The organism is Streptomyces sp. NPDC111516 (genome assembly GCF_055635345.1).
On sequence record NZ_JBVKBV010000009.1, the window covers coordinates 215,059 to 232,791 of the forward strand.

Annotated in this window: 13 protein-coding genes and 1 pseudogene; 7 read left to right on the top strand and 7 right to left on the bottom strand. The window is 69.6% G+C overall.

The window, feature by feature from the left end; all coding sequences use genetic code 11:
- Positions 1–56: 56 nt before the first annotated feature.
- The gene (locus tag ACZ7L9_RS19655) at positions 57–944 is read left to right on the top strand and encodes a maleylpyruvate isomerase family mycothiol-dependent enzyme (RefSeq protein ID WP_471416409.1); all 888 of its coding nucleotides are present in this window, start codon (positions 57–59) and stop codon (positions 942–944) included.
- A gap of 165 nt (positions 945–1,109) precedes the next feature.
- Entirely contained in the window at positions 1,110–3,242 is a 2,133-nt protein-coding gene (locus tag ACZ7L9_RS19660; protein WP_471416410.1) for a tetratricopeptide repeat protein, read from the top strand.
- A gap of 27 nt (positions 3,243–3,269) precedes the next feature.
- Here the strand turns inward: ACZ7L9_RS19660 and ACZ7L9_RS19665 are convergent, their stop codons facing one another.
- Both ACZ7L9_RS19665 and ACZ7L9_RS19670 read right to left on the bottom strand, forming a co-directional pair.
- Entirely contained in the window at positions 3,270–4,607 is a 1,338-nt protein-coding gene (locus tag ACZ7L9_RS19665; RefSeq protein ID WP_471416411.1) for a hypothetical protein, read from the bottom strand.
- Positions 4,608–5,264: 657 nt separating this feature from the next.
- Positions 5,265–5,638 (bottom strand): annotated as a pseudogene (locus tag ACZ7L9_RS19670) (alpha/beta hydrolase); the annotation flags it as partial.
- Between the two features lie 227 nt (positions 5,639–5,865).
- Here ACZ7L9_RS19670 and ACZ7L9_RS19675 point away from each other — a divergent pair.
- The 3 genes from ACZ7L9_RS19675 (at position 5,866) to ACZ7L9_RS19685 (ending at position 9,132) form a co-directional block, all read left to right on the top strand.
- Complete coding sequence (locus tag ACZ7L9_RS19675; RefSeq protein WP_471416412.1) at positions 5,866–7,125, top strand: esterase/lipase family protein; 1,260 nt, start codon at positions 5,866–5,868, stop codon at positions 7,123–7,125.
- 24 nt (positions 7,126–7,149) lie between these two features.
- A complete protein-coding gene (locus tag ACZ7L9_RS19680; protein WP_471416413.1) occupies positions 7,150–8,211 on the top strand; it encodes an alpha/beta hydrolase in 1,062 nt (353 codons plus the stop codon).
- 96 nt (positions 8,212–8,307) lie between these two features.
- Positions 8,308–9,132, top strand: a complete 825-nt coding sequence (locus tag ACZ7L9_RS19685; protein ID WP_471416414.1) for an SAM-dependent methyltransferase — start codon at positions 8,308–8,310, stop codon at positions 9,130–9,132.
- A 139-nt stretch (positions 9,133–9,271) separates the two neighbouring features.
- Here the strand turns inward: ACZ7L9_RS19685 and ACZ7L9_RS19690 are convergent, their stop codons facing one another.
- Positions 9,272–10,309 carry a HEAT repeat domain-containing protein gene (locus ACZ7L9_RS19690; protein ID WP_471416415.1) on the bottom strand — a complete coding sequence of 346 codons (1,038 nt, stop codon included), beginning with the start codon at positions 10,307–10,309 and terminating at the stop codon, positions 9,272–9,274.
- A 6-nt stretch (positions 10,310–10,315) separates the two neighbouring features.
- Positions 10,316–10,984 (bottom strand): HEAT repeat domain-containing protein, encoded by a 669-nt coding sequence (locus ACZ7L9_RS19695; protein WP_471416549.1) that lies wholly within the window; start codon positions 10,982–10,984, stop codon positions 10,316–10,318.
- Between the two features lie 255 nt (positions 10,985–11,239).
- Here ACZ7L9_RS19695 and ACZ7L9_RS19700 point away from each other — a divergent pair, with 255 nt between their 5' ends.
- Positions 11,240–12,541: a cytochrome P450 gene (locus ACZ7L9_RS19700; protein ID WP_471416416.1), complete on the top strand. Its 1,302-nt coding sequence runs from the start codon at positions 11,240–11,242 to the stop codon at positions 12,539–12,541.
- Entirely contained in the window at positions 12,538–13,800 is a 1,263-nt protein-coding gene (locus ACZ7L9_RS19705; protein WP_471416417.1) for a cytochrome P450 family protein, read from the top strand. Before ACZ7L9_RS19700 ends, ACZ7L9_RS19705 begins: the two co-directional genes overlap by 4 nt.
- Before the next feature lie 153 nt (positions 13,801–13,953).
- Here ACZ7L9_RS19705 and ACZ7L9_RS19710 read toward each other — a convergent pair whose 3' ends face one another.
- From ACZ7L9_RS19710 to ACZ7L9_RS19720, 3 genes are all read right to left on the bottom strand, one after another.
- The gene (locus ACZ7L9_RS19710) at positions 13,954–15,321 is read right to left on the bottom strand and encodes a cytochrome P450 (protein WP_471416418.1); all 1,368 of its coding nucleotides are present in this window, start codon (positions 15,319–15,321) and stop codon (positions 13,954–13,956) included.
- A 220-nt stretch (positions 15,322–15,541) separates the two neighbouring features.
- Positions 15,542–16,390 (bottom strand): hypothetical protein, encoded by an 849-nt coding sequence (locus ACZ7L9_RS19715; RefSeq protein ID WP_471416419.1) that lies wholly within the window; start codon positions 16,388–16,390, stop codon positions 15,542–15,544.
- Positions 16,390–17,667: a VWA domain-containing protein gene (locus ACZ7L9_RS19720; protein WP_471416420.1), complete on the bottom strand. Its 1,278-nt coding sequence runs from the start codon at positions 17,665–17,667 to the stop codon at positions 16,390–16,392. The genes ACZ7L9_RS19715 and ACZ7L9_RS19720 overlap by 1 nt, the downstream gene beginning before the upstream one ends.
- Positions 17,668–17,733: the final 66 nt, after the last annotated feature.

Here is a 17,733-nt window from a genome sequence, read left to right on the forward strand (position 1 = left end):
GGTCCCTCGTGGCACCGCGGACGCCGAGCGGGCCGGCCTCCTACCATGGGCGATCCATGACGAGGTCCACGGACGAGTGCTCAGAAGCGGTCGAGGCGGGGAGAAGTGTGGAACCAGGAACCGGATGCGACGCACACGACGTACCGGGCGTGCTGCCCGAAGGGCTCGGAGAGGCGATACGCGCCACCGCCGAGGACATCGCCGAGGTGCTGCGCGGAGTTGCGGACACGAGCGTCCCGGTGCCCGGCTCGGAGTGGAACGTAGGGCAGGCGGCAGCGCACCTGGCGCAGGCCAACGAGCTGATGGCCGGCATCGCCGCCGGCCAGGAACGCTCCTACGGGGACGGAACGCCGCAGAGCCTGGCCGCGGCCAACGAGCGCGCGCTCGCCGCCTTCGAGGAGCGGGGCGCCGATCCGCTGGCTGGGATGATAATGGCGCACGCGGACGCGTACCTCACGGAGGTGGACCGGTCCACGACGGACGAGAACGCGACCGTGGTCACGCCGTTGGGCCCGATGAGCCGGGCGGTGCTGGGCTCGTACCTGCTGACACACATGCTCGGCCACGGCTACGACCTGGCCCGTGCGCTGGGCCGCCCGCACATGATCGACCGCACCCGCGTCGAGCTGTCGCTGCCCTTCCTGATCACGGCGATGCCCCGGGTGACCGATGCCGCCGCCACCGCCGGGCTGACGGCCTGTTACACGATCCGCCTGTGGGGCGGCGCCCGCTTCGGCGTCACGTTCTCCGACGGCGCCGTATCCGTCACCCCGCAGCCGCCCACGCGCCCCGACTGTGTCATCCACATCGACCCGGTCACCTTCTTCCTCATGGCACTCGGCCGCTGCAACCCGTGGGGCGCCATGGCCCGCGGGCGCGTCCTCACCTGGGGCCGCAAACCCTGGCTCGCTCCCCGATTCCCGGGGCTGTTCACGGCGCCCTGAGGGGTGGGCGGATCTTCCCGCGTCCAGCCAGGACGATCACCATCGCCATGTCCAGGGGACGTCGGCCCGTCTGACGCTAACGTTGATCCGCACGGTGGCAGCGGCGGTGCCGGGGAGGGCGCATCGCGCGGAACACCGGAACACCGGGAACAAGGAGTGCGCGACATGCTGGATCCCACTTCGGTGGCGGCCATTTCGGCGGTACTCGGCGCGGTTGGTTCGGGCATGGCCAACGAGGCCGGCAAATGGGCCTGGGAATCGACCGGCGGCTTCGTACGGAGAATCGTCGGGCGGGAGGTTCCCGCGCCCGTCGCCCCGGGCGAACGGGACGACGTGGCCCGCATGGTCCACGAACAGCTCCGCGCGAATCCACAACTCGCGGCGTCCTGGAACGCGTTCGCGTCAAGAGTGCACGGCGGCCCCACTCCGGCCCGAGCCGCGCAGTCACACCTCCCCGCCTCCATCAGGTTCTTCACGGACCGCAAGGAAGCGATGAAGCAACTCCAGCGCGAGGCCTCCCGGCGCGCGGACGGACGGCCCCGGCTCGCCCTGGTGCACGGCCCGCACGGCATGGGCTCCAGCACGCTCGCCGTGCACTTCGGATCCCGGCCGACCCGGCTCTTCCCGGACGGCCAGATCTACGCCGACCTCGGTGGCGGGGGCGCCGGGAGTGCACGCGATGTCGGAACCGTACTGCGTACACTGCTCCGCCAGTTGGGCGTTCGGAACGAAGAGATGCCGCCCGCGACCGACCGGCTCGGTGAGTTCTTCCGGCATCGTGTGGCGGACCGCAGGCTCCTGGTCGTGCTCGACCACGCGCACTCGGCAGCCCAGGTCCGGCCGTTCCTCACGTCGGCACCCGGGGTGTTCACGATCGTGGTCGCCCGGACCCCGTTCCCCGGCCTCGACGCCGTACGGGTTCCGGTCGGTCCGCTCACCGACCGGGACGCCGTGCGTCTGCTCACCGACATCACCGGCAAATCCGCCGTCGCCGCGGCCCGCGCCACGCTGCCGTCGCTGCTCGATCGGTGCGGCGGATCGCCGTACGCCCTGCGCGCCGCGGCGGACCGGCTCTCCGCCCCCACCCTTCCGCCGCGTCCGGCCGCGGTGAACAGCGACCCGGTACAAGGGGCGGCAGAGGACAACTACCAGCTCCTGACGCCGGAAGCCGGCACGCTGTACCGGCTGATGGCGCTGCGCGGTTGGCCCGCCTTCGACGCCGCGGCGGCGGGACGGACCACCGGTCTGGACCCGGCGGTCACCGCCCGGCTCCTGGAGGATCTCGCCGACAGGATGCTCCTGGAGCGCAGCCGGAGCGCAAGCGACAACGAGCGCTACCACTACCGCCCCGGAGTCCGAGCACACGCCGAGGCGACCGCGATCCGCGTGGACGGAATCGCGGCCTGCTCCGCAGCCCTGGCCCGCACGCTCCTCGCCTACGCGGACGTGGCGGCGTCGGCGGCCCACCAGGCACTCCCGGAGAGCTGGCGCGTCCCGGCGCCCTCGGACGATCGGACCGGACAGGGGTACGAGGACCGGGGCGCCGCCCTCGACGCGCTGCTCGCGGAGTCGGGCAATCTGGTCGAGGCCGTTCGCTGTGCCGAGGAGTCCGGCGACCCGGACACCGCCGTACACCTGTGCCGTTCCCTGTGGCCGCTGCAGCTCAAGGCGGGGCATCACGAGATGCTGCTGCCCGCGCTGCGCATCGGAGCACGTCTCGTCGACTCCCATCTCCCGGGAAGCCTCGACGCCGGAGCGCTCCACGCTCAACTGGCGCACAGCCTCGCCGAATTGGGTCGTTGGGAGGAAGCCGAGGCGGAGACGATGGCTGCGGCGCGGGCCGAGGAATCGGCGGGCCACAAGCGAGGCCATGCCTCGGCCGTGGAATTCCTGGGATTGCTGAGACTGCGTCAGTGGCGCTACCAGGAGGCGTACGAGTGCTTCGAGGAAGCGGGCGACATCCTGAGCACGCTGGGCGCACACGACGAGGGAGCAGCTGATCTGCCTCGTGCCCAAGCCCTGTTGGAGCGCCACCGCGGACGAGCCCTGCGCGGGCTCGGGCGGAGAGCGGAGGCCCGGGAGAGGCTGGACACCGCGCTGCGCCGCTTCCGGGCGAGTGGCGATACGTACAACACGGCCCGGACGCTCACCGATCTGGCCGAGACCTGGTTGGACGGAGAGGACACCGAAGCGGCGCTGCCCCTGATCGACGAGGCGATCACCACACTCGACGGCCAGCGCGCGGAGTACCACCTGACGCATCTGCGACGCATGCGAGAACGCTGCGTCGCCCCGTAGGCGCTCTTCCCGGCTCTGGCACCTCGGTCACCCGGCAGGTGCCAGAGGCTCGATGCGTACGTGGTGCAGCCGAGCGCCTGTTCGCACGAAGAGCCCGTCGGCCACCGCTCGCGCGAGCCGCTTGCCGGGGGCGGCCGCGTCGTGGCTGCCCGTGGCCAGCCAGGCGTACAGGGCGGAGGCGTACGCGGCGGGATCCACACCGGAATCGGCCTCCGGGGCGGTCGTGGGCGCCGCCACCACCCGCAGCGGCTCTTCGCCGCGCATCCGGACCACACACGCGGACGGCCCGGTCACATAGGCCGCGAGGGAACAGCACTGATGGCGGCGGAGCACCTCGGCGGTCCAGACGGAAGGGGACCCGAAGCGCGGATCGTCCGGTGCCCCGTCCCGGAAGATGACATCGGCGAGATCCAACTGGTCCACATCACGGGTGTCTTCGTGCACGGCGACGTGCGTTTCGCCGTCGCCATCCGCACTCATCTCCGGCAGCGGCCCCGCCCAGCGACGGACGGCGATCTCGCCCGGCCCGCGTACCTGTGACAGAACGTGCAGGGGGACGGTTACCGTTCCGGCCTCGTAATCGGGCAGCGGGAGCGGTTTCAAGGAGGCCGGCCGACCGGGCTCCGGCGCACCCATCATCGAGTAGAAGAGTCTGCGCAGGCGCTGCGCGGATTCGTTTGGCACGGAGGTGGTGAACTCGGCGGGCCCCGGCAACGGCCGGTGACGGGCGATGAGTCTCTCGATCTGCGCCGCCAGCGATGCTTCGGGATCGAGTTGCGGCGCCTCCCGCATGAACGCGGAGATCGGCGCATCGGGATCGAGGGCGTCGAGCGGCGCGGCGCCCAGCAGCACAGGAGTGCCGAGGGCGGCCGCGTAATACGTGACGGAACCGTGGTCCCCGATCACCGCATCGGCGGCCAGCAGAGCCTGCCGCCATCCCTTCAGCGGATCGATCAGCGCCAGCCCGCCGCGTCGCGCGCGATCGAGCCAGGCACGGATCTGACCGGGTCCGTGGCCGTGCCAGACGTTGGGGTGCAGTACGGCCGCGAACCGGTACTCGTCCACCGGGAACTCCGTGGCGACCCGATCCAGCAGCCCGGCGATGACGTCACCCCCGCCCCGGCCGTCTGCGCCGTCACCGACCAGCGAATCGGAGCTCCAGGTCGAATTGAGCAGTACCAGCCGCTGCCCCGGCCGCACTCCCAACGCGCGGCGGAAGCGCTCGCGACGGGGCCGGGCGGCGAGCATCCGGTCGAAGCAGGGGTCCCCCGCGAGAACGGCGGTCGGTGCCGCCTCGGGACAAGCGACGCGCAATCGTTCGTACTGCTCGGGGTGGGAGAGGACGAGTGCGTCCGCGACAGGCACACCCTGCGACAGAAGCCACTCCGGCGCGAGCCCGAAGACGGGCGCAGGCGCCGTCCCCGACCCCGACCCGGTGTCCGGTGTCCGGTGTCCGGTGTCCGGTGTCCGGTGTCCGGTGTTGCCAGCCTCTTAGTGTAGCCAACACCATGCGAGAGAATGGCCAACTTCCCGGAACAGAAGTCCAGTTGGCCGCCAAAGCTGGCGGAGACGATCAGGTCCACCTCCGTCTCGGCCGCCTGCTCATACGGCACGACCGGCACCCCGGTGTCGGCAAGCAACTCTGCCGTGCCGGCCGCGAACGGCGAGGAGCCCGGGCAGGTCACCAGCAACTGGACACGCCAGTCGTCATCGAACAGGGGGAGCACATCCAGCAGCCGGGTCGCAGCGGTCACGTTGTGTACGACGGCGAGCACGCGCAGGCACTTGGCCCGGGTAGCCCACCGCGCCGCGTCATCCCCCACCGGCACCCGCACCCAACCGGCCCGCCCGTACGCCATCCGTCCGCCCGCCCCTTCATCCAGTCCAGCTCAGCCACGATAGTCAACCAGCGCGACCACCGGGCAGGTCACGGGCCGACCGTGGGGCGGACCAGGACGGGCTCCTGTATGCGGCCCCGGCTCAGCTGTGGCGTGGAGCGGCGTGCCGATTCCACCGCAGAACCTACGGAGCCGGCGTCGTCCGCAAGAGCGCGGCGAGTTCACCCAGGACTCGGGCCGCCGGTGCCGGGTCGATCAGCCACTTCAGGTGGCTGCCCTCAAGGGTGCGCACGTCGTACGGATTGTCTGGCGTCAGCGCGTTGCCCTCGCGGATCAGCCGGTCCTGTATGGCGAGCGGCAGACTCGCGTCGTCGGCCAGACGCACGAAGGTCTTCGGGATGCGGCCCCAGGTTGCGGCCTGCGCCCGGTCGGCGGAGGTGCCGACGTCCAGGTTCTCGTCGGGCTGGAAGGTGTTCAGGAAGGTCAGAAACTCCTCCTCGGTTCCGTCGGCGAGGAGGCCGCCTTGAACGCCGCGAGAGCGTCCGCTTGCCCACCTCTGGCCGGTTCAGGGGGACTTGAGCATGCTGCGGAGCTCGGCGACGAGTGAGGAGGGCAGTGCGGTAACTCGGTTCTCGAAACCCGGGTCCCGAGACCCGGCACATGGCGACACGGCACACCCCTCCGCCCCGCACCTATGGCTGCTCACCCCATGGGAAGGTCCCCCGCACCGCCCTACCGTGGCGGACTCGTACCACCAAGCCCACCCCCCGGACGGGAGAGCCGCGATGCGCAGAGCGACGAGCACCTTGCTCGGCCTGCTCCTCACACTGCTGAGCCTCGGAGCAGCCACCACACCGGCCCACGCCGCCCCACCCGGCTATCTCACCCTCGAAGCCACCTACACCACCGTCGCCAACGGCTGGGACCGAGTCGACCGTTACCTCGACACCACCAGCGGTTTTCATGCCGAGCAGTACCCCCCGGACGGCCGTGGTGATCAGGACGGCCAGCGGCGCACCTTCTTCGGTGGTGTCAAGCAGCCCCACTCCGGCCGCTTCCTCCTCTACTCCGCCCCCGGCTGGAACAGTGGCAGTCGCCAGACCCCCGTCCTCCTCGTCCACGGCGCCAACGACAACGCCGATCGCGCCTGGGCCAACCCCGGCGAGGCCGGTGGTTACGGCTGCGGCGCCGTCTCCTGCCCCGGCACCGGACTCATGCAGTACCTCGCCGCCCGTGGCTACCGCGTCTTCGCCGTCAACTTCGCCCACAAGCAGGGCGACAATCTGATGCAGGCCCAGCAGGTCGGCGACGCCATCGCCGTCATCAAGGACCGGCTCGGCGTCAGCCAGGTGGACCTGGTCGGCTGGAGCAAGGGGGAGATGTCCACCCGAGCCTACGTCTCCTCGGTGCGTCCCGCCTGGGGACGCCCCTACGCCGGAGACGTACGCCGTCTCATCACCCTCGGGGGCCCCAACGGCGGCTACGACTACCCCTACGCCCACGGCTGGGCGCACGACGTCAGTATCTGGCCCCAGTGCGGCGGCAGCGTCAACGCCCCCTCGCCGCACCTCTACATGACCTGCTACGGCACCTACACCGCCCACCCCGAATTCGCCTTCGCCCCCACCGACGGCCACGACGTCTTTCCTGGACAGCGCCAGATGCTCGCCCGCTGGGACGCCACGTACGGCATCGACATGACCCAACAGGACTGGTACACCACTTACCACGGTGGCCAGGGCTTCTACACCTCCGGCAGCGGCATCCAGACCGCCATCGACGCCGGCTCCCTGATCACCCCCCTCCACAAGGCAGGCATCCCCGGAACCGTCGCCACCTACCTACTCGCCGGCGGGTCCCCCAGCGTCCTCGGCATCTACAACGAGAACCGCGGCCCCAGCGACGGCGTGGTCTTCGTGAACAGCGCCCTCGACCGCACCGGCATCGCCAACGTTGCCGGAACCGCCCTCATCTCCACCGCCAACCACCTCCAACTCGGCTGGCACTCCTCCGCCTGCGCCCAGATCGCCACCTGGCTCGGCTGACCCCGCCACTCCCAAGGACGGACCATGACACCGCGCGTACTCCTGCCCGGCATCCAAGCTCGCCGCATCACCACCCCCCGGCTCACCCTCAACATCCTCGAACTGCCCGACCGGACCGGCGAACCCGTCCTCTTCGTCCACGGCAACGTCTCCGCCGCCACCTTCTGGCAGCAGACCATGCTCGATCTGCCCCACCCCTACCGCCCCCTCGCCGTCGACCTCCGCGGCTTCGGTGACACCGACCCGCTCCCCGTCGACGCCACCCGCGGCGTCCGGGACTACAGCGACGACCTGACCGCCCTCCGCGACGCCCTCGCCCTCGACCGCGTCCACCTCGTCGGCTGGAGCATGGGCGGCGGCATCGCCCTCCAGCACCTCCGCGATCAACCCGCTGCCATCCGCAGCGTCACCCTCGTCAACCCGGTCTCCCCGTACGGCTTCGGCGGCACCCACGGACCGGACGGCCGAATCAACCACCCCGATGGCGCCGGTTCCGGCGCAGGCACCGTCAACCCCGAATTCGTCCAGCGCCTCCAAGAAGGCGACCGCACCGAGGACTCACCACTGTCCCCCCGGGCCGTCCTCGCCTCCAGTTACGTCAGACCGCCGCTCCGCCCCGCACTTGAGGACGCCTTCGTCGACGCCATGCTCTCCACCCGCACGGGAGACGATCACTACCCCGGCGACACCCGTCCCAGCGACCACTGGCCCGGCACCGCCCCCGGCCCCCGAGGTGTCCTCAACGCCATGGCCCCCACCCACTTCCGTATCGACGACCTGCACCGGATCGACCCCAAACCGCCGATCGGCTGGATCCGCGGCACCGACGACCTCATCGTCTCCGACACCTCGCTCTTCGACCTCGCCCACCTCGGTGCGCTCGGCGCCGTCCCCGGCTGGCCCGGCGCCGCGCACTGCCCCGCCCAACCCATGGTCGCGCAGACCCGCCACGCACTCGATCACTACGCCGCCGCGGGCGGCCTCGTCCGCGAAGCCGCCATACCGGACGCCGGCCACGCCGTCCACATCGACAAACCCAAGGAGTTCACCGCCGCCCTCCTCGACACTCTCACCACGGGCCGGTGAAGCGGCAGGCTACGTTGACGTATACGGAGCGTAACTACTCTGACGTCCAGGTATGTTGAGGCCATGGTTTGATCGCTTTCGCCTTCGGAGGTCTTCATGAGTGAGCAGCAGTCATCGGTCACCCCTCCCTCCCGGCCGGTGTCGGACCGGATCGACACCACCAGGCCTCATTCCGCCCGTTTCTGGAACTACTTCGTGGGCGGCAAGGACAACTACGAGGTCGACCGTGAGATCGGCGACCAGATCAAGGAGTTCTTCCCGGGCCTCGTCGACGTGGCGGTGGCGGGGCGGCAGTTTCTTGGGCGTTCGGTGAGTCATCTGGTGGAGCAACGGGGAATCCGGCAGTTCCTCGACATCGGGACCGGCCTGCCCACCGCGGACAACACCCATCAGGTGGCCCAGAGCATCGCCCCCGAGGCGCGCATCGTGTATGTGGACAACGACCCGCTCGTGCTGGCGCACGCCCGTGCCCTGCTCACCAGCACACCCGAAGGGGCCACCGACTACATCGATGCCGACTTCTACCAGCCGGACGTCATCCTCGCCGAGGCCGCGAAGACGCTCGACTTCGACCGGCCGGTGGCCCTGATGCTGCTCGGCATACTCGGCCACGCGGACGACTTCGCGCGGGCCCGTGAGGTGGTGGGCAAGCTGATGGCGGGCCTGCCGGCGGGCAGCCACCTCGTGATGTACGACGGAACGCGTACCAGCGAGGGGATGATCGCCGCGGAGAAGGCGTACATCGAGAGCGGCGCGGTGCCGTACTACGTCCGCGAGCCCGGCGAGATCGTCACGCTCTTCGACGGGTTGCGGATCCTCGACCCCGGCTTCGTCCGGCTCAGTGAGTGGCGGCCCGACGCCGACAGTGCGACCGTGTCTGCGGACGTCGACGCCTTCGGTGGGATCGGCGTCAAGGAGTGACGGAGGGGTGATGCCGCGGCCCGAGTCCGGCCCGCGGCATCGATACCCGGTGGAAGAGCACCCATGAGGCGTGACCGACGGACGTGGGGACCGTTCGCGAACGGTCCCCACCCCCGCACTCGTCATCTTGTGCCCGGTGCTATTGACGCCGCGGGTCGAGGGCGAAACCGCGATCGGTGGAGTTGCGTATCCCGAGAATGTAGGCCGCAGTAAGCGCAACGGCTCGGTCTTCGTCATGTGACAGATCTGCGAGGGCACGTGACGCTGTGATTCCCGGGATATCCGCGAGCGCCTGTGTCAGCAGTCGACGTGCAGACGATTCAAGGGTGCCGTGGGCGAGGCAGTCGATGAGCCTGGTTGCGATCCGATCCGCCAACGCGGGACGACTCGCCAGCGCGCTCAGTGCATCGGCTGCATCGGCGTCGTTCGTCTCCTCGACGATCATGTCGATGAGCGTCGGGACGGCGTCGGCCACTCCACGTGCTCCGAGCGCCAGCGCAGCACATCTGCGGACCACGATGTCGGAGTTCGAGAGGGCGTCCTGCAGCAGTGCGGTCGCCTCACCGTCCGGAATCTCGGCGATGGACTGGACGGCACGTTTGCGTACCTCGGCCACTGGTGAGCCAAGGCCCTCCGCCAGCAGTGCCAATCCGCCGACGCCCGATTGCGCCAGAGCCCATCGAAGGGCTCCGGCGACGTTCGGGTCCGTCTCGTTCAACGCCGCCTCGACCAGAGCTTCCACTGGCACCGGAACCTCTTCAACCGAGGACAAGGCCGCGCGCTGGCGCTTCCCAGCGCTCTTTGACCCCAAGGCCTGGAGGAGTGCGACGATCTGGAGGACGTCCTCCCAGCCGGCGGGTTCCGCAGCACCGATCCGACGGAGTCGCGTGAGCAGCGCAGTCTCACCCGCAATGCGTTCTCGCGTCTGGCGGATGAGGTCGTCGACGAGCTCCGAGGGCTTGAAGCCGGGATCATCCAGCGCGCACCCGGCTTCACGCAGCGACAGCCCCAATGACCGCAGGCTCTCGATATGGAGGACTCGCCGGATGTCCTCGCTGGAGTACTCCCGATAGCCGGCCTCGGTACGACCCGTCGGCCGCACCAGGCCGAGCGAGTCGTAGTGCCTGAGCATGCGGGCGCTGACCCCGGACCGTCGTGCCACATCACCGATCAGCACTGCCTATCACCCCTCCTGGCTGGTTGTTCCGAGGGCCATGATGCGCTTCGCCTCCTCGATCGCGAACTCGAATCCGGCATCCGGGTTGCGCAACAGCCGTTCCGTGGCGATCGCGTGCGCGCGCACGCGCGAGTCGAGATCCGTCGTCGCGGCGCGCAGGGTCGGCGTGATCACCTCACCGAGCGCGATCAGCGCCCGGCTGAGGCTCAACTGTGTCTCACGCTCGCCGCGCCCGAGCTGTGTCGACAACACTCCGGCCAGCTCGGGTTCTTCACCTTCGGGCACGAGTACGACCGCTGCTCTCCAGGCGCTCCGCGCCACCTCGTCGTCGGCGTCGGTCAGAAGCGCCCGTGTGATAGCCGGCCACGCTTGCCGATCCCCGATCTTGGACAGCGTGTGCAACGCCTGGCTCCGTGCCTGCGCACGCTCCGAGCGGACTTCATCGAGAAGCTCTGGGACCGTCATCGACGCCGAGTGGCGGGTGAGTGCCCACGTAAGCATTTCACGCACGTAGAATTCGGGCTCGATCGCGCATCGTTCGATGAGCTTGTCGATGAACCGCGGGTCAGGAGTCGTGCCGACCGCCAGCGCTGCCTGCAGCCGCACCGACGAGCTGCTGTTCTCCAGCCCCTGGAGAGCTCGAATCGTATCCGTGTCCTGTTTCGGTATGGGCACCGGGACCACCTCCTCGGCCACAGTGAAGACCTTGTCACTGTGTCAAGGTCAAGCGGGGTCACGCCGTAGTGAACGGCGCGGGACATCTCCGCCCTTATGGTCAACCGTGATCCGAAACCGGGCTCGGGTGATCGCAAGAGTGGCGATCTTGGTCGTGATTGATGCCGAAAAACTCACTGAATTTCCCTATAGTGAAACCGCGTTGATCGTACGACTGCGACGCGCGAAGGCTTGGGTCCACGAGAGGTCCGTACGATGACGACGCCCGCATCCGCCGTGCCCGAGCGTTCGTTCGCGCCCGGCGAAGACTGTCCGGTGCGCGCCGGTGCGGCCGCCGTCCCGCTCAGCGGTCCCGAGTTCCACACCGAACCCCACGTCGTCTACCGCGCCATGCGAAGCGAACACGGGCCCGTCGTTCCCGTGGAGTTGCCCGGTGGGGTTCCGGCCTGGCTGGTCATCGGATACCGCGAACTCCATCAGGTCACCAGCGACGGCGAGTTGTTCCCCAGGGACGTCGGGCTGTGGAACCAGTGGGAGCACATTCCGCAGGACTGGCCGCTGTTACCGATGGTCGGCCGGCCGATGCCGTCCATCTACTTCACCGCGGGGGCCGAGCATCGACGGCACGCCGCAATGGTGGGGCCTGCCCTGGAAGAGGTCGAGCCGTTCGAACTCCGCCATCACTGCGAGCAGTTGGCCGACCGGCTCATCGACGGGTTTTGCGAACGTGGCACGGCCGATCTGATCGCCGACTTCGCCGTACCGCTGCCGGTGCTCGTCCTGGCCCGCCTGATCGGCTTCCCCGACGCGGACGGGGCGCGGATCGCCGAGGTACTACGGGATCTGGCCGACGGGGGACCGGGCGCACAGGAGGCTCATCTGCGCTTCGGGGAGCACATGCAGCGGCTCGTGGCGGCCCGGCGCGCCGCACCGGCAAACGACGTGACCTCCCGAATGCTGGCCTGTCCCGGGAAGTTCACCGATGAGGAGTATGTGCTCGATCTGATGGCCATCACAGCCGCCGGGCACCTCACCACAGCCGACTGGATCGGCAACTCGCTGCGGCTGATGCTCACCGACGATCAGTTCGCCGACGCGCTCTCCGGCGGGCGGCACAGTGTCGCCGAGACCATGAACGAAGTGCTCTGGGAGGACGGTCCGACGCAGATCCTCGCCGGTCGCTGGGCGGCCCGTGACACCCGGCTGGGCGGCCGGAACATCCGCGCCGGAGACATGGTGCTGCTCGGGCTGGGTGCAGCCAACACCGATCCGCACATCCGGCAGCATCTCTCGACCACGCCCGGGATGTCGGGCCAGAGCGGCAACAACGCACATCTCGCCTTCAGCCACGGTGAGTACCGCTGCCCCTTCCCCGCCCAGGAGATCGCGGAGATCATCGCCCGTACCGGTATCGAAGTACTGCTCGACCGGCTGCCCGACCTGGAGCTGTCCGTTCCCGCACAGACCCTCGTGCGGCGCCAGTCCGCCTTCCTGCGAGGGATGACAGCGCTGCCCGTCCGGTTCACCCCCGTACGTACGACAGGAGACTTCTCTTGAACTGTCCGCACGCTGCCGCCCACGCCGCCGCTTCGGGTGACGGAGTCGTCGTCATCGACCCGCTGGTCCAGGATCTCGACGGTGAGACGGCGCGGCTGCGTGACGCCGGCCCGCTCGCCAGGATCGAACTGCTCGGCGTTCCGGCCTGGACCGTCACCCGGCATGCGGTGGCTCGCCAACTGCTCGTCGACCAACGCCTGGTGAAGAATCTCGACGCCTGGGGACTCTGGCAGCGCGGGGATGTCACACACGCCTGGCCGCTGATCGGCATGATCGATGCCGGGCGCTCCATGTTCACCGTGGACGGGGCGGAGCACCGGCGGCTGCGCTCCAAGACCTCCCAGGCGCTCACACCGCGCCGACTGGAGGAGATACGTCCGGAGATCGAGAAGTTCACCGAGGAACTGCTCGACGCCCTTGCGGAACAGAGCGAGAAGAACGAGGACGGTGTGGTCGACCTCAAAACCGTGTTCGCTCAGCCGTTGCCGATGCGGGTCGTCGGCATGCTGATGGGGGTGGACGAGTCCGAGCACCCCATGCTCATGAAACGGTACAAGGCATTCTTCTCGATGCTCACACCGCAGGAGGAACGCCTGGCACTGCTGGCCGAGTTGGACGTCTTCTACGCCGCCCTCGTCCGCGAGAAGACCGCTCGGCCGGCCGACGACCTCACCAGCGCGCTCATCCTTGCGGAAGAAGGCGGGGAGCCGCTCACCGAGGAAGAGGTGGTGGGCAATCTCAAGGCGATGGTGGCCGCTGGGCACGAGACCACCATCGGACTGATCCTGAATGCCGTACGGGCCCTGCTCGGCCACCCGGAGCAGCTGCGCAAGGTTCTCGACGGACAGATCCCGTGGGAGACGGTCATCGAGGAGACGCTGCGCTGGGACACTCCCACCACGCATCTGCTGATGCGGTTCGCCACTGAGGACATCCAGGTGGGCGACGACGTGATCGCGAAGGGCGAGGGCGTGGTGATCTCCTACCGCGCCATCGGCCGTGACGTCGAGCAGCACGGGCCGGACGCCGACGCTTTCGACATCACCCGGCCGGACCCGATCCGTCACATGACCTTCGGTCACGGTCCCCACATATGCCCCGGAGCGGCGCTCTCCCGGGTGGAGGCCGGTATCGCGCTGCCCGCACTGTTCGGGCGCTTCCCCGGGCTGCGGCCGGCCATTGCTGACGAGGAGATCCGTAAGCTGCCGGTCATGACACAGAACGACATGGAGTCGTTCCCGGTCCTGCTGCACGGCTGACGCTCGCCCCTTCCGCGACGCGACCACGTGCCACCGACGCGTATCGAACCGAAGAACCGAGCGTCACGAGCCGAACGACCGGGGGTGCGAAGGACGGGGCAGTGGCTCCGCGCGACCGGGGCCACCCCTTCCGGAGCGCCGCTGCCGATGTCCCTACCGCGCTCGGACCGTCGCCATCACCTCGCGGTCCGGCTGCAGCGTCAGTGTCGGTACGGGGTTGACGGTGCCCGGGTCCACGTCCAGTTCGAACCGGCGTGCCAGCACGGCCAGGATCAGCACCGCCTCGACCATCGCGAACCGGGTGCCGAGGCAGACCCGGGGGCCGCCGCCGAACGGGAACCAGGCGTACTCCTCGATGTCGTCGCCCTCCTCCGGATCCCAGCGCTCGGGGCGGAACTCCTCGGGCTCGGGAAACCACCGTTCGTCACGGTGCGTCGCCCACTGACTGGTCCACACCCTCGTGCCCTCCGGTATCGGGACACCACCGATCCGCGCACCCTCCTTGGCGACGCCGGTGACCAGCCAGATCGTCGGGTAGAGGCGCAGGGTCTCCTTGACCACCGACTGGGTGTACGTCAGCCGGGCATAGTCCTCGAACTCCGGCTCCCGGTCCCCGAGTACCCGGTCCAGCTCCTCGGTCAGCGCGGCGCGCACCCGGGGGTTGCGGGACAGGAGATACCAGGCCCACACCAGCGTGGAGCTCGTCGTCTCGTGCCCGCCGATGTACAACGTGACCGTCTCGTCGCGTATCTCCTGGTCCGTGAGGTGCGTGCCCGTCGCGTCGACCGCGGTCAGCAGCCGGCTCAGCAGGTCGGGACGATCGTCCCCGCCGTCGCGGTGACGGGCGACGACCCGGCCCACTTCGGCGTCGATGACCGCGGCGGCCTTCCTGATCCTGGCCCGGCCCGGTGTCGGCACCCGGTCCGGCAGCAGCGTGCCGATCCCGGCGAACTCCTTGCCGATCTCCTGCTGCGCCACATCCATGGCCCGGCCCATCGCATCCGCGTCGGCGGGGGTGTCGACGCCGAAGATCGTACGGACCGCGATCTTCTGTGTCAGCGCCGCCATCTCCCGCTTGATGTCGATGCGTTCGCCGCCGGACCAGGTGTCCGCCAGTTCCACCGCACTGCCCGCCATCGTCGCCGCGTACGACCGCACCTGCTTGGGGCGTACGGAAGGCTGCACCAGCGACCGCTTCCGACGCCAGTCCGCGCCCCGGGCGACCACCACGCCGTTGCCCATCACCGTACGGAACGCGATGCCGAGGGCCGGCTGGTCGAAGGTGCGTTCCGTCTCGGTGAGCAGCTCGCCTATGCACTCCGGATCAGCTAGGTAGACACATGAGTGGGAACCGAATCGCCAGCCGACCATGTCACCGTGTGCGCGCAGTCGCTCGAAGAAGGCCAGGGGGTTCTTCGCGAACTGGGGCATGTTCCCGAGAAATGGCAGCCCCTTCGGGCCGGGCACGATCCTGTGGCCGCGCGGCTCGGCAGCTACGGCCGCGCCGGTCTCCGTGGACATGAAAGTCTCCGCTCCCTTGTGGCGCACCGAATCGGTGCGCAGCGACCCGACGTCAGCTGTACCGCACGGCGTGGAACGCGTCATCACCCTTGTGCGGTACCTGAGTTGTCGAGGGTAGCGGCTGCCGCGCAGGGAGGCGTCCGGCACCGCCGGACGGGTCCGGAACCCGCCCGGCGGTGCGGTGGGCTCGTGGTCCGGAGCCCGTCATGCGATGTGCGGGTCAGATGCCGGGCGGGACCCGGGACGGACGGCCGGTGCCGCGCGTGAGGGAGTAGCCGAAGACGGCCGCGAGTGCCCCCAGGACTCCGCCGCCGACCGTCCACAGCCAGCGGTCGGTCCACCAGCCCGATGCCCAGCCGTCCTCCGGCTCGCCGCCCAGTGCCACCTTGGCCGGCGCAGTGTCGTCACTCGTGGCCGAGGCGTCCGAGGCCTGCTGGACCGAGGACGCGCCGGGGACCAGCGGCTGGGCGAGCATGCCGTCGACATCCGCGGAGCCGCCCTTGTCGACCGACGTGACCTCGACCTCGGTCCGTACCGGCAGGCCGAGGTCCGCCGAGGGCAGGTCGACGACCGTGAGACGTACGTAATAGCTCCCCGGCAGCGGGTCGTTGGCCCACGGCTCGGACCAGGCGCGGACGGTCCGCAGTACGCAGGTCAGCTCGACCGTCGACGCGTCGGCGGCGGCCTTCCCGGTCTGGCGGCCGTACATGCAGGCCTGCCGGCGCCGCAGCCCGTCGTACACATCGACCTGCCAGGTCGACGCGCCGTGCCGGGTGGCGCTCTCCGGTAGCGTGATCTCCGCCTTGACGGTGGCGCGTTGGCCCGCGTCGGCGGGGAACACCCAGTACAGGAAGTCACCCGTGGACGCGCCGGCGGTGGCGCGCTGGTTCTGCTGGATCGCCGTCGCCGTACGGAAGGTGGTGCCGGCCTCGGTGGGGCCGGACGCGCCGTCGGAGGCGCTCGGGCTCGGGCTCGCCGACGGGTCGTCGGCCGAGGCGGCGCCCGCCGAGGTCAGCAGGGCGAGGCCGGTCAGCAGTGCACCCGCGAGTACACGTCTCGTACGCTTCATCAGTTGGTCCTCCAGACGGCGATGCGCCAGCGCGAGATCCAGCCGGTCAGCAGTCCCGCGACCAGTCCGGTGAGAACCAGTACGCCGAGCAGCCACCAGCCGCGGCCGAGACCGAACGCGGCGACATCGGCCGCGTCGTCCGGGGCGTTCACCAGGTCCACGGTCAGCTCGACGGGCATGCCCGGCGTGGTCTTCACCGAGGCGGGGGCCGAGAAGGAGTTGCTGACCTGGAGGCATACGGTCTCGGCGGCCGGCTTGTCGCCGTCGCCCGTGTCGTCCTGCTCGGGCTTCGGGTAGCGCAGGCCGGAGGAGATCGCATCGGTGCGGCCGGTGCCCGACTCCGAGCCCCGGACGATTTCCCGGCCATGTACGGTCACCGCTCGCAGCAGCACCCCGTAGTCATTGTTCACGGCACGGTCGGCGGAGACACTGACGGAGGCGCGCAGCTCCTGGCCGGGCAGCACGTCCACCCGGTACCAGCGGTGCTCGCCGATCTTCTCGCGGTCGGTGTACAGGCCCGCCTTGAGCTGGGGTGCCGTGGAGCAGCGGTCCGCGCCCTCGGTCGCCACGGGTGTGACGACGGGCTCGGCGGCCCGGTCGACCAACTGCTTGACGCGGCCGGAGAGTTCATCGGCGTGCTGGACGGCGGTGTAGGTGCCGCCGGTGGCCTCGGCGATGCAGGTCAGCTGCTCGCGGATCTTCGCATTCGGCACCAGACCCAGCGTGTCGATGACGAGATGGATACCGCGGGCTGCGATGTCACGTGCCACCTCGCACGGATCCAGCGGGCCGCAGGTGTCCTCGCCGTCGCTGATCAGCACGATCCGGCGGGTGGAGTCGCCGCCTTCGAGGTCGTCCGCGGCGCCCAGCAGTGCCGGGCCGATCGGGGTCCAGCCGGTGGGGGCCAGGGTGGCGACGGCGGTCTTCGCCTCGGTGCGGTCCAGCGGGCCGACCGGGTAGAGCTGCTTGGTGTCCTTGCAGCCGACCTTCCGGTCATTGCCCGGGTAGTCGGCGCCGAGCGTCCGGATGCCGAGCTCCACCTGCTCGGGCACCGCGTCCAGGACCTCGTTGAACGCGTGCTTCGCCGCGGTCATCCGGGACTGGCCGTCGATGTCACGGGTCCGCATGGAACCACTGACGTCGAGCACGAGCTCGACCTTGGCGGAGGTTTTGGTGGAGGGTTCATCGGCTGCGGCGGGGAGTGCCGAACCGAGCCCGGCGGTCAGGGTGGCGAGCAGAATGCCCACCCCGACCGTCAGCCTTCTTCTTATGATCATCGGCGGATACTAGTGAAGATCGCTTCGCTTCCCCAAACCGGTGCGGGCCGTCGCCGGGTGGGCGCT